This is a genomic window from Geodermatophilus sp. SYSU D00814 (genome assembly GCF_054050055.1).
Genome location: NZ_JBJGYP010000041.1, coordinates 1 through 12146 on the forward strand (window position 1 = coordinate 1; position 12146 = coordinate 12146).

The 12146-nt window shown below is 75.0% G+C and carries 10 protein-coding genes; all 10 read right to left on the reverse strand.

The genetic code is table 11. The features are described from left to right. Positions 1-235: 235 nt before the first annotated feature. Entirely contained in the window at positions 236-1726 is a 1491-nt protein-coding gene (locus ACI780_RS22100; RefSeq protein ID WP_457005799.1) for a DEAD/DEAH box helicase, read from the reverse strand. 234 nt (positions 1727-1960) lie between these two features. Next, the gene (locus ACI780_RS22105) at positions 1961-3037 is read right to left on the reverse strand and encodes an adenosine deaminase (RefSeq protein WP_457005800.1); all 1077 of its coding nucleotides are present in this window, start codon (positions 3035-3037) and stop codon (positions 1961-1963) included. A gap of 9 nt (positions 3038-3046) precedes the next feature. Continuing rightward, positions 3047-3865: an ABC transporter permease gene (locus tag ACI780_RS22110; RefSeq protein ID WP_457005801.1), complete on the reverse strand. Its 819-nt coding sequence runs from the start codon at positions 3863-3865 to the stop codon at positions 3047-3049. Beyond that, positions 3862-4767: an ABC transporter ATP-binding protein gene (locus tag ACI780_RS22115; RefSeq protein ID WP_457005802.1), complete on the reverse strand. Its 906-nt coding sequence runs from the start codon at positions 4765-4767 to the stop codon at positions 3862-3864. Before ACI780_RS22115 ends, ACI780_RS22110 begins: the two co-directional genes overlap by 4 nt. Positions 4768-4848: 81 nt before the next feature. Further along, on the reverse strand, positions 4849-6129 hold the full coding sequence (locus ACI780_RS22120) for a thymidine phosphorylase (RefSeq protein WP_457005803.1): 1281 nt from the start codon (positions 6127-6129) through the stop codon (positions 4849-4851). Then, positions 6129-6545, reverse strand: coding sequence for a cytidine deaminase (locus ACI780_RS22125; protein ID WP_457005804.1), 417 nt, complete (start codon positions 6543-6545; stop codon positions 6129-6131). Before ACI780_RS22125 ends, ACI780_RS22120 begins: the two co-directional genes overlap by 1 nt. After that, positions 6546-7826 carry an ABC transporter permease gene (locus tag ACI780_RS22130; protein WP_456871072.1) on the reverse strand — a complete coding sequence of 427 codons (1281 nt, stop codon included), beginning with the start codon at positions 7824-7826 and terminating at the stop codon, positions 6546-6548. A 55-nt stretch (positions 7827-7881) separates the two neighbouring features. Further along, positions 7882-9138, reverse strand: a complete 1257-nt coding sequence (locus tag ACI780_RS22135) for an ABC transporter permease (protein WP_457005805.1) — start codon at positions 9136-9138, stop codon at positions 7882-7884. Further along, complete coding sequence (locus ACI780_RS22140) at positions 9135-10733, reverse strand: ABC transporter ATP-binding protein (RefSeq protein WP_457005806.1); 1599 nt, start codon at positions 10731-10733, stop codon at positions 9135-9137. The genes ACI780_RS22135 and ACI780_RS22140 overlap by 4 nt, the downstream gene beginning before the upstream one ends. A 306-nt stretch (positions 10734-11039) precedes the next feature. After that, positions 11040-12107, reverse strand: coding sequence for a BMP family lipoprotein (locus ACI780_RS22145; RefSeq protein ID WP_456871075.1), 1068 nt, complete (start codon positions 12105-12107; stop codon positions 11040-11042). Positions 12108-12146 lie beyond the last annotated feature (39 nt).

The window sequence follows — 12146 nt, forward strand, 5'->3', positions numbered from 1 at the left end:
CCCGCCGCCCGCCCCCCCCCCCCCCGCCGCGGGCCCCCCCCGCCGCCCCCCCCCCCCCCCCCCCCGGCGCCCCCCCCCCCCCCCCCCCCCCCCCCCCCCCCCCACGACCGCGCGCAGGACAGCACAGCGGCCGGCCCCGGGAACCGGGACCGGCCGCTGGTGAGGTGCTGGAACGGCCTCCTGGCAGGGTCCCGACCCGAGCGGAGCGAGGGGTGGGGGGCCAGGAGGTCCTTGCTCAGTCGCGCGCGGGGGCCGGACGGTCGGCGCGGACACCGCGCTCGCCGGGGCCGCGGAAGCGGTCGCGGTCACCGGCGGGACGGCGCGGGCGGTCACCCTCGCGACGGCCACCCTCGCGACGGCCACCCTCGCGCCGGCTCCCCTCGCCGTAGGACCGGCGCGGGCGGTCGCCGTCGCGGCGCGGACGCCGGCCACCGGGGCCGCCGTGCGGGCGCCGCGGCTCGCGGGCCGGCCGCTCCTTCGGCTCCACCGGCACGCCGCTGGCGACGAGCTCGGCGATCGGGGCGTCGCCCGGCCGGACACGGCTGACCTGCGGGTCGACCTTCGCCTGGCGGAAGCGCCGCTTGGCCTGGCCCACCTGGTCGGGCAGCAGCAGGGAGACCACCACACCGGCGGCACCGGCGCGGGCGGTGCGGCCCGAGCGGTGCAGGTAGGTCTTGTGGTCGGCCGGCGGGTCGTAGTGCAGCACCAGCGAGACGTCGTCGACGTGGATGCCGCGGGCGGCGACGTCGGTGGCCACCAGGACCGGGCTGCGGGCGTCGGTGAACTCCTCCAGCGCCCGGCGGCGGGCCGACTGCGGCAGGCCGCCGTGGATGGCCTCGGCCTTGACGCCGGCGGCCCGCAGGTTCTCGGTGAGCCGGTCGACGCCGAGCTGGGTGCGCGCGAAGACGATCGTGCGGCCCGGTCGCGCGGCCAGCTCCTGGGTCACCGGCACCTTGTCGCGGAAGGCGACGCTGTAGGCCAGGTGCTCGGCGGGCGGGGCGTCGTCGCCGGGTCGCTTGACCTCGTGCCGGGCCGGGTCGGTCAGGTAGCGGCGGACCAGCGCGTCGACCTCGCCGTCGAGCGTCGCGGAGAACAGCAGCCGCTGGGCGTCGGGTCGGGTCTGGTCGAGCAGCTCCTGCACGACCGGCAGGAAGCCGAGGTCGGACATGAAGTCGGCCTCGTCGATGACGCTGACCTCGACGTCGGCGAGGGTGGCCTCGCCCTGCGCGATGAGGTCCTGCAGCCGGCCGGGGGTGGCGACGACGACGTCGACGCCGCGGCGCAGCTGGGAGATCTGGCGGCCCATCGAGGCGCCGCCGTAGACGGTGGCGAACTGGACGCCGATGGCCTGGCCGAGCGGCGCCAGCGCGTCGGAGACCTGCTGGGCGAGCTCGCGGGTGGGCACCAGGACCAGCGCCCGCGGTGCGCGCGGGCCGCGGCGGGCGGTGAGGCCCAGGCGGGCGAGCAGCGGCAGGCCGAAGGCGAGGGTCTTGCCCGAGCCGGTGGCGGCCTTGCCGAGCACGTCGCGGCCGGCGAGGGCGTCGGGCAGGACGGTGGCCTGGATGGCGAACGGCGCGTGGATGCCGCGCCGCTCCAGCGCCGTCACCAGCGGCTGGGGCAGGCCGAGCCTGGCGAAGCCGGGGGTGGTCGGCTCGGGGGTGGTCTGGGGGTGGTTCGGGGAGTCGTTCTGGGTGTCGACGGCGTCGACGAGGTCGAACGAGGACATGCGGGTGTGGGACTCCGATACTGCTCGGGCGCGTCCCGTGGCGTGCGCGGGCGCCACCCCGGCAACGGGGCCTGGCGTCCTCACTGGCGATCGCGGGCGTCGTCGACGCGGCGGATCTGCACGGATGCGCTCATGCCCGGACGGACCGTCCGGGAGGATGTCCGGCGACTGCCGGCACACCCACGGTAACAGCGCCGGTCCCCCGCCCGTTCCGCGAGCGGGCGGTGGCGGTGCTCACCCGCGCAGCGCGGCGAACCCCGGACGGACGACGTCGTCGAGCAGCCGGGCGCGCTCGGCCTCGTCGAGGAAGGCCGCGGCCAGCGCCCGCTCGGTGACCGTCTGCACGTCGTCCCAGCCCCAGCCGTGCGCGGCGGCGACGTCGACCAGCTCGCTGGTGACCGACACCCCGCTCATCAGCCGGTTGTCGGTGTTGACCGTGACGGCGAAACCGAGCCGGTGCAGCCGGCCGACGGGGTGTGCGGCGATCGACGGGTAGGCGCCGGTCTGCACGTTCGACGACGGCGCGACCTCCAGCGGCACCTGCTCGTCGAGCACCCGCCGCGCCAGCGGACCCAGCGGCCCCTCCATCGGCACCTCGTCGGCGATGCGGACGCCGTGGCCGAGCCGCTCGGCGGACGCGCCGTCGAGCGCGGCGCGGATGCTGTCGATCCCGGCCGCCTCCCCGGCGTGGATCGTCCGGTGGGCACCGGAGCGGTGCAAGAGCGCGATCGCCGCGGGGATCCGGTCGGGCGGGAAGCCGATCTCGGGGCCGGCCAGGTCGAAGCCGACGACGCCGGCATCGCGGTACCGGACCACCAGGCCCGCGACCTCCTCCCACCGGTCGGCCTGCCGCATGGCGCACAGCAGCGTGCCGACCGAGATCGGGGTGCCCACCGCGGCGGCCTCGGCGCTGCCCGCCGCGAAGCCGTCGAGGATGGCCTCGACCGCCTCCTCGATCGGGGTGCCGCCCGCGGTGAGCAGCTCCGGAGCCATGCGGACCTCGGCGTGCACGACGCCGTCGGCGGCGAGGTCGAGGGCGCACTCGCGGGCCACCCGGCGCACCGCCTCGGGCCGCTGCATCACGCCCACGGTGTGCGTGAACGTCTCCAGGTAGCGCACCAGCGAGCCGGAGTCGGCGGCCTGCCGGAACCAGGTGCCCAGCGCCTCGGCGTCGCCGGCGGGCAGGTCGCGGTAGCCGCTCTCCTCGGCGAGCTCGAGCACCGTCCGGGGCCGCAGCCCGCCGTCGAGGTGGTCGTGGAGGAGGACCTTCGGGGCGCGGCGGACGGCGTCGGCGTCGAGCGGTGCGGGCACCGGGAGACGCTATCTCGTGCCGCGGTCCTGCCAGCGGAAGGTCAGGACGCACAGCACCAGCCCGGCCACGCACCAGGCGCCGAGGACCAGCGCCACGCGGCCGAGCTCCCAGGACCCCGACGGCTCGGAGGCGGCGAGGGCGTCGGGCAGGAACACCGAGCGCAGTCCCTGGGCCAGCCACTTCACCGGGAAGAGCGACGCGACGTCCTGCAGCCAGCCGGGGACCTGCTCGAAGGGCAGGAACACCCCGGACACGAACTCCAGGACCAGCGCGATCGGGGTGACCGTGGCCGACGCCGACCGGCCGTTGCGGGCGAGCGAGGACACCGCGATGCCGAGCAGCGTGCAGGCGGCCGCGCCGAGCACCGTCACCCACGCGAAGGTGAGCCAGTCCGCGCCCGAGGGCAGGTCGATGCCGTACACGGCCACGCCCACCAGCAGCAGCAGGGCGACCGTCGCCGCGGTGACCGCGAGGACCTGGACGACCTTGCCCACGAAGTAGGCGCTCTTGGGCATCGGCGTGCCGGCGAGGCTCTTCAGCGTCCCGTCGGAGCGCTCGGCGGCGATGTGGATCGCCATGTTCTGCAGGCTCGAGCCCACCACCCCGGCGGTGATGACCCCGGCCATGAAGTACTGCGGGAAGTCCACGCCCGAGCCGAGGTCGTAGTCGAGCACCGCGCCCAGGGCGAGCAGCAGGACGACGGGGAAGACGAGGGTGAAGACCACCGACTCCCGCTGCCGGAAGAACTCCTTGAGCTCGACACCGGCGCGGGTGCGGTACACCCGGCCCGGCGAGGGCAGCGCGCTCCGTGGCGGTGCCGCCGTCACTCGCCCCTCCCGATCATCTTCAGGTACACGTCCTCCAGGGTCGGCCGGCCGACCGCGAGGTCGGGCACCTCGCCGGGGAAGCGGGCGGCGAGGTCCTGCACGAAGGCGGTCGGCGTGGTGGTCTCGGCGGTGCGCCGGACGCCGTCCTCGGTCCAGCTGACCACCGCCGGCGCGGTGCCGCGGCCGCCCAGGGCCGCGGGGACGGCGACCTCCGCCAGCCGGCCCTGGGCGAGCACCCCGACCCGGTCGGCGAGGGTCTCGGCCTCGTCGAGGTAGTGCGTGGTGAGCAGCATCGTGGTGCCCAGGTCGCGCAGCGAGCGCACCATCGCCCAGAACTGCCGCCGCGCCTCCGGGTCGAAGCCGGTGGTCGGCTCGTCGAGGAACAGCAGCCGCGGCCGGCCGACGATGCCCAGCGCGACGTCGAAGCGGCGCCGCTGGCCGCCGGAGAGGGTGCGGCCGCGGGCGTCGGCCTGCGCGGTGAGCCCGACGAGCTCGAGCACCTCGGCGGGGTCGCGCGGGTCGGCGTAGTAGGACGCGCGGGCCTGCAGCTGCTCGCGCACCGACAGCTGGCTGTCCCCGCCGCCGGACTGCAGCACGATGCCGAGGTCGGCCCGCCACCGTCGCCCGCCGCGCGCCGGGTCGACGCCGAGCACCCGCACCTCGCCGGCGTCGCGCGCGCGGTAGCCCTCGAGGATCTCGACGGTGGTGGTCTTGCCGGCGCCGTTGGGGCCCAGCAGCGCGAAGATCTCCCCGCGCCGGATGTCGAGGTCCAGGCCGTCGACGGCGGCCCGGTCGCCGTAGCGCTTCACCAGCCCGCGGACGGAGATCGCGGCGTCCGGGTCGAGCGGGTCACCGGGGTGCGGCCGGTCGTCGGCCACGACGTGCGCGGACGTGCTCGTCACGGGGGTCCAGTCTCCTCCTCCGTGGCGAGACGGCGCTGGCCGCCCCTGTGTGCACTTCCGCGGAAGTGCACACAGGGGCCGCTACGCCGAGATGCGGTCCAGCAGCAGCGGCAGCGGCTCGTCGCCGGTGTCGACGCCGACGGCGCCCTCGAGCGCCTCCAGCGCCCGCGGGATGCGGGCGGGGTCGTCGGTATGCAGCTCCAGCAGCGGCTGCCCCTCGGTGACCTGCTCCCCCACGGCCGCCGTCCACGTGACGCCGGCCGCGGCCGACACCGCGTCCTCCTTGCGCGCCCGGCCGGCACCCAGCCGCCAGGCGGCGACGCCGAGGGCGTAGGCGTCGAGCCGGGTGAGCGTGCCGGTGGCCGGGGCGGTCACCACGTGCTTCTCGGCCGGCTGCGGCAGCGGGGCGTCGGGGTCGCCGCCCTGCGCGGTGATCATCCGCCGCCACACGTCCATCGCGCGGCCGTCGCGCAGCGCGTCGGCGGGGTCGACGTCGGGACGCCCGGCACCGGTGAGCATCTCCCGGGCCAGCGCGAGGGTCAGCTCGACGACGTCGGCCGGGCCGCCGCCGGCGAGCACCTCCACCGACTCGGCCACCTCGACGGCGTTGCCGGCGGCGCGGCCCAGGGGCCGGTCCATCGCCGTCACCAGGGCCACCGTGGTGACCCCCGCCGCCTCCCCCAGCCCGACCATCGTGCGGGCCAGCTCGCGGGAGGACTCCGGGTCCTTCATGAACGCGCCCGACCCGGTCTTGACGTCGAGCACCAGCGCGTCGGCGCCCTCGGCGATCTTCTTGCTCATGATCGAGCTGGCGATCAGCGGGATCGACTCGACCGTCGCGGTGACGTCGCGCAGCGCGTAGAGCTTCTTGTCGGCCGGCGCGAGGTCGTGCCCGGCCGCGCAGATGACCGCGCCCACCTCCGCCAGCTGGCGCAGGTAGGCCTCCTCGTGCACGTCGGCACGCCAGCCGGGGATCGACTCGAGCTTGTCCAGCGTGCCGCCGGTGTGCCCCAGCCCGCGGCCGGACAGCTGCGGCACCGCCACGCCGCACGCGGCGACCAGCGGCGCCAGCGGGAGGGTGGTCTTGTCACCGACCCCGCCGGTCGAGTGCTTGTCGGCGGTGGGCCGCCCCAGCGACGACAGGTCCTTGCGCTCGCCGGAGTCGATCATCGCCTGTGTCCAGACGGCGAGCTCGTCGCCGTCCATGCCGCGGAAGAACACCGCCATGAGCAGCGCGCTCATCTGCTCGTCGGGGACGGTGCCGTCGGTGTAGGCGCCGATCACCCAGCGGATCTGCTCGGGCGTGAGCCGGTCGCCGTCGCGCTTGGCCCGCAGCACGTCGATCGCGTCGAAGGCGGCCATCAGCCCTGCCCCCGCTCGACGGCGGCCACCAGGTCCTCGGGGCCGAACGCGTCGGGCAGCACCTCGCGCATGGGCACGATGCCCAGGGAGACGGTCTCGATGAGCATGTCGGCTCCCCCGTGCTCCCAGAGCAGCTGCCGGCAGCGCCCGCAGGGCATCAGCGGCTGCCCGTCCCCGCCGACGCAGGCCACCGCGACCAGCCGGCCGCCGCCGGTGCGGGCGAGGTCGCTGACCATCCCGCACTCGGCGCACAGGCCCAGCCCGTAGCTGGCGTTCTCGACGTTGCAGCCGGTGACCACCCGGCCGTCGTCGACCAGCCCGGCCACGCCCACGGGGAACCGCGAGTAGGGCGCGTAGGCGTGCGTCATGGCCTCCCGGGCCGCGCCGCGCAGCGCGTCCCAGTCGACGTCCGCCATCTAGTTCTCTCCTCTTCGGTAGACCAGTCCGTCGGCCTTGGGCATCCGCAGCCGTTGGGACGCCAGCGACAGGACCAGCAGCGTGGTCAGGTGCGGCGTGAACGAGACGATGCCCGGCGGCAGGGCGTCGACGGTGAGGAAGCCGACCAGCGCGGCCGCGGCGACGACGCCGGCGATGCCGGCCACCAGCAGCCGGCCGCGCATCGCCTGCACCACGGCGAGGACCGCGAGCAGGATCGCGACCAGCAGGAACAGCGCCACGACGGCGGCGCGGCTGCGCAGCTGCAGCGCGTCGGTGAAGCCGAACAGCCCGGCGCCCGCGGCCAGCCCGCCCGGCCGCCAGTTGCCGAAGATCAGCGCCGCGAGGCCGATGAACCCGCGGCCGTTGACCTGGCCCTCCCGGTAGATGCCGGCGATGAAGACGAGGAACACCCCGCCCAGGCCGGCCAGCGCGCCGGAGATGAGCACCGCGACGTACTTGAGCCGGTAGACCGGGACGCCGAGGGAGTCGGCGGCGGCCGGGTTCTCGCCGCAGGAGCGCAGCCGCAGCCCGAAGGCGGTGCGCCACAGCAGCAGGTAGCTCGCCGGGACCAGCAGCACCGCGATGAGCGTGAGCAGGCCGATGCCGTTGGTGAACCCGCGCAGGATGCCGGCGACGTCGCTGACGAGGAACCAGCCCTGCCGCTCCAGCGACCCGAGCAGGTCCGGGCCGGAGGAGAGCACCGGGACCGAGAACGTCGGCGGTGTGCCGTCGACCGGGGGCGACTGGGTGACCCCACCGCCGGCCGGGTTGTCGCTGTAGAGCAGCTCGGAGAGGAACCGCACCAGCCCCGCGGCGAGGATGTTGATCGCCACGCCGGAGACGACGTGGTCGACGCCGAAGGTCACCGTGGCCACGGCGTGCAGCAGCCCGCCGAGGGCGCCGAAGAGCAGCCCGCCGACGACGGCGGCGCCCCAGCCCCACTGGTAGCCGGCGAACCCGGCACCCCAGGTGCCGAGGGTCATCATCCCGTCGAGGCCGATGTTGACCACGCCGGCGCGCTCGGAGAACAGGCCGCCGAGCGCCGCCAGCCCGATCGGCACGGCCAGCAGCAGCGCCGCGGCCATCGTCGAGGAGCTGGTCAGCTGCTGCTCGCCGCTGATGACGCGCACGATCGAGACCAGCAGCACGACGCCGAGCAGCAGCCACAGCACGCGGCGGGACCGCCCGCCGCCGGTGAACAGGTCGGTCAGCGGGCCGCGGCTGGGCCGGGTCCCGGAGGGGGTCGTGACGGTGCTCATGCCGGGGTCCCCGCGGAAGCGTGGAGCGCCGGCGGAGCGCTCTCGTGGGGTGTGTTCATGCCCCGGTCTCCTGCCGCTCGTCGGAACGCTGCCCGGCTCCGGCCGTCCGGCTGACGCCGGCACCGGTGCCCTCCCCGCCGTCGGCGGCGCCGCCGGTGGAGGCCGCACCCGAGGCGGCCTGGCCCGGGCCCGTGCTGCCGTCGCCGGCGACGATCGCGGGGACGGCCGACCCGCGCTCGGCGGAGCGGAGGGCCACCCGCCGGGCGATCTCGTTGGCGATCACCACGGCGAGCACGATCGTGCCCTGGATGATCGTGACCACCGACGCCGGGAAGTCCTGGATCTGCAGCGGGACCAGGGACCGGTCGAGGAAGGCGAACAGCAGGGCGCCGAGCGCGATCCCGACCGGCTTGTTGCGGCCGAGCAGCGCCACGGCGATGCCGAGGAAGCCCAGCCCGGAGGTGAAGTCGGTGGTGTAGGCGTGGGTGGAGCCGAGCAGGTCGGGCATGCCGATGAGCCCGGCGACCGCACCCGACAGCAGCATGGTCTTCACGACCATGGCCCGGGAGTCGACGCCGCTGGCGCTGGCCGCCGACGGCGACAGGCCGGCCGCCCGCAGGTCGAAGCCGAAGCGGGTGCGGTTGAGCAGCACCGCGATCAGCACGCCGACGACGACGGCCACCAGCAGGAAGCCGTAGAGCTGCCGCGGCGGGGTGGCCAGTCCCAGGGCGCCGAAGACGCCGTTGAGGCTGGGCATCCACCCCGACTCGGGGATCTCCGCGGTGGAGATGATCGAGGCGCCCTCGGGGCTGCCCCGCAGCGGGCCGGTGAGCAGGTAGGACGCGATGCCCAGCGCGATGACGTTGAGCATGATCGAGCTGATGACCTCGCTGACGCCGCGGGTCACCTTGAGCACCGCGACGATCCCGGCCCACAGCGCGGCCACGGCCATCGCCACGAGCACGATGAGCAGCACGTGCAGCGGCCCCGGCAGCGCGACCGCGGCCCCCGCGCCGGCGGCGAGCACGGTGGCCAGCCGGTACTGGCCCTCGACGCCGATGTTGAACAGCCCCATGCGGAAGGCGATGGAGACGGCGAGGCCGGCGAGGAACAGCGGCACCGCGCGGTTGAGGATCACCACGATCGCGGTGGTCTGCTGCGAGGGCGTCTCGCCGAAGTCGAACATCACCTCGAACACCCGGATCGGGTTGACCTGCAGCGCGGCCATGACGGCCGAGGAGATGACGACCGCGACGACGATGGCCAGGACGGGGGCGAACAGCGCCAGCCCGATCCTCCGGAGGACGTTCACGCCGCACCCGCCGTCGTCCGGGCCCCGGTCATGTACCCGCCGAGCTCCTCGGGGGTCACCGACCTCGGGTCCAGGGTGGCGACCAGCCGGCCGCGCAGCATCACGTGCAGCGTGTCCGACAGGCCGATGAGCTCGTCGAGGTCGGCCGAGATCAGCAGGATCCCCATCCCCTCCGCACGCGCCTCCTCGAGCAGGCGCCAGATCGCACCCTGGGCGCCGACGTCGACGCCGCGGGTCGGGTGGGCGGCCAGCAGCAGCCGCGGCCGGGCGCTCATCTCGCGGCCGACGATGAGCTTCTGCTGGTTGCCGCCGGACAGCGCGACGGCGAGCGTGTCGGGGCCGGGCGCGCGGACGTCGTACTCCTGCATGATCCGGGCGGTGTCGCTGCGCGCGCCGCGCCGGTCGATGAACGGGCCCTTCACCGCCGGCGGGCGGGTCTGGTGGCCCAGGATCCGGTTCTCCCACAGCGGCGCGTCGAGCAGCATGCCCTGACGGTGGCGGTCCTCGGGGATGAAGCCGAGGCCGGCCTCGCGGCGGGCCCGGGTGCTCCAGGCGGTGATGTCGTCGCCGCCGAGCAGCACGGTGCCGGTGGCCAGGGAGCGCAGTCCCATGACGGCGTCGACGAGCTCGGCCTGGCCGTTGCCCTCGACGCCGGCGATGCCCACGACCTCGCCCTCGCGGACGGTCAGCGTGACGTCGTCGACCGGCGGGCGGCCGGTGGGCGAGGCGACGGTGACGTCGCGCAGCTGCAGCACCGGGGTCTCGCGGACCGTGGAGGTGCGGGTCTCCGGCGAGGGCAGCTCGGTGCCGACCATCATCTCGGCGAGCTGGCGGGCCGTCGTCGTCTTCGGGTCGGCGGTGCCGACGGTGGTGCCGCGGCGGATGACGGTGATCGAGTCGGCCACCTTCCGCACCTCGTCGAGCTTGTGCGAGATGAAGATGACCGTCAGGCCCTCGCGCTTGAGCTCGGCGAGGTTGCCGAACAGCTCGTCGACCTCCTGCGGCACCAGGACCGCGGTCGGCTCGTCGAGGATCAGCGTGGTGGCGCCGCGGTAGAGGACCTTGGCGATCTCCACGCGCTGCCGGTCGCCGACGCCGAGGTCCTCCACCAGGACGTCGGGGTCGAGGCCCAGGGCGTAGGCGTCGGAGATCTCGCGGATGCGGCGGCGGGCCTCGGCGCGGTCGAGCCGGCCGCCCTTCGTCGGCTCGCTGCCCAGGACGACGTTCTCCAGGACGGTGAAGTAGTCGGCCAGCATGAAGTGCTGGTGGACCATGCCGATCCCGGCGGCGATCGCGTCCGCCGGGCTGCGGAGGTGCACCTCGCGCCCGTGCAGCAGGATCTGCCCCTCGTCGGGGCGGTGCATGCCGTAGAGGGTCTTCATCAGCGTCGACTTGCCGGCGCCGTTCTCGCCCACGATGGCGTGCACCTCGCCGCGCCGGACGCGCAGCTCGATGTCCTTGTTGGCGACCACGCCGGGGAAGCGCTTGGTGATGCCGCGCAGCTCGACGGCCAGCGGCGCCGCCGTCCCCTCGCCGCCGGGGGCGCCCTTGCTCAGGCCGGCCGGCGTGCCCGCCGGGGTGCCTGCTGTGGCCATGGTGGGCCCTTCCTGCGTCGCTGCGTCCCGCGGGTGCGCGGGCTCGCGTCCACTCTGCTGCACCGGCGGCGCGGGATCGACCGCGTCCCCCGGCGACTGCTGACGTCGGTCCGCCGGGGCGCGGGCCCCGGCGGACGTCCGCACAGCATCCTCCCCGGTGCCGGCGCCGGGCAGGGGTCCCCCTCGCGCCCGGCCCGGTGACCAGCGGGAGGGGGGGGACGGGACGACGGCAGGCCCGGGGGTGCCTGCGCTCCCCCGGGCCCGCCGTCGTGCGTCCCGGTCAGCCGGCCCGCAGGCCGGCCGGCGTCACGGGGTCGTCGGGACCTCGATCTCGCCGTCGATGATCTGCTGCCGGTAGTCGTCGATCGTGTCCTGGATGTCGTCGATGAAGCCGCCCGAGGTGGACAGGCCCACACCCTCGGCCGCCAGGTCGTAGACGATGTCGCTGCCGCCCTCGACGCTGCCGTCGACGTAGGAGTCGATGAAGGCCGAGACGGCGTTGTCGACCCGCTTGAGCATCGAGGTCAGGATGACCGCCTGCAGGGCCGGGTCGTCGACGGTGTTGTACTGGTCGGAGTCGACGCCGATGGCGCGCTTGCCGGCCGCCGCGGCCGCCTGGAAGACGCCCAGACCCGAGCCGCCCGCCGCGTGGTAGACGATGTCGGCGCCGGCCTCGTACATGCCCTGGGCGACCAGCAGGCCGCGGTCGGGGGCGTTGAAGCCGGAGAAGTCACCGGCCGGCGAGATGTACTGCCGGTCGATGATGATCTGCGGGTTGACCGCCTGGGCACCGGCCACGTAGCCGGCCTCGAACTTCTGGATCAGCGGGGTCTCGACGCCGCCGACGAAGCCGATGTGGCCGGTCTCGGACTTGGTCGCCGCGGCGACGCCGGCCAGGAAGGAGCCCTGCTCCTCGCTGAACAGCAGGCCGGTGAGGTTGTCGGCGCCGACCTCCTCGGCGGAGGAGTCGACGATGGCGAACGTCGTGTCCGGGTACTGCTCGACGACGTCGCCGATGACCTCGCCGTAGGCGAAGCCGACGGCGATGATCGGGTTGTAGCCCTCGTCGGCCAGCTGGGTCAGCAGGTCGGCGCGGTTGGAGGCGTCGGCGTTCGGGCTGAGGTCCTGGAACTCGCCGCCGTGCTCCTCGATGGCGGCCTCGACACCGGCGACCGCCGCGTCGTTGAACGACCGGTCACCGCGGCCACCGGTGTCGAAGGCCAGGCCGATGCGCAGCTCGTCGCTGCCGCCACCGCCCCCGCCGTCGCCACTGCCGCCACTGCCGCTGCTGGGCTCGTCGCTGGCGCAGGCGGCCAGGGCCATGCTGCCGGCGAGCAGCAGCGCCGCCACCTTCGTCTTCCGCGCTCCGCGCAAGAGGCACTCCTTCCTGGGGGGGAGCTCCACAGAGACGGA

Excerpts from the sequence above, each read along its gene's own strand:
- ACI780_RS22100 (WP_457005799.1), bottom strand. The coding sequence starts at position 1,726 with ATGTCCTCGTTCGACCTCGTCGACGCCGTCGACACCCAGAACGACTCC.
- ACI780_RS22120 (WP_457005803.1), bottom strand. The coding sequence starts at position 6,129 with ATGGCCGCCTTCGACGCGATCGACGTGCTGCGGGCCAAGCGCGACGGC.
- ACI780_RS22125 (WP_457005804.1), bottom strand. The coding sequence starts at position 6,545 with ATGGCGGACGTCGACTGGGACGCGCTGCGCGGCGCGGCCCGGGAGGCC.
- ACI780_RS22130 (WP_456871072.1), bottom strand. The coding sequence starts at position 7,826 with ATGAGCACCGTCACGACCCCCTCCGGGACCCGGCCCAGCCGCGGCCCG.
- ACI780_RS22140 (WP_457005806.1), bottom strand. The coding sequence starts at position 10,733 with ATGGCCACAGCAGGCACCCCGGCGGGCACGCCGGCCGGCCTGAGCAAG.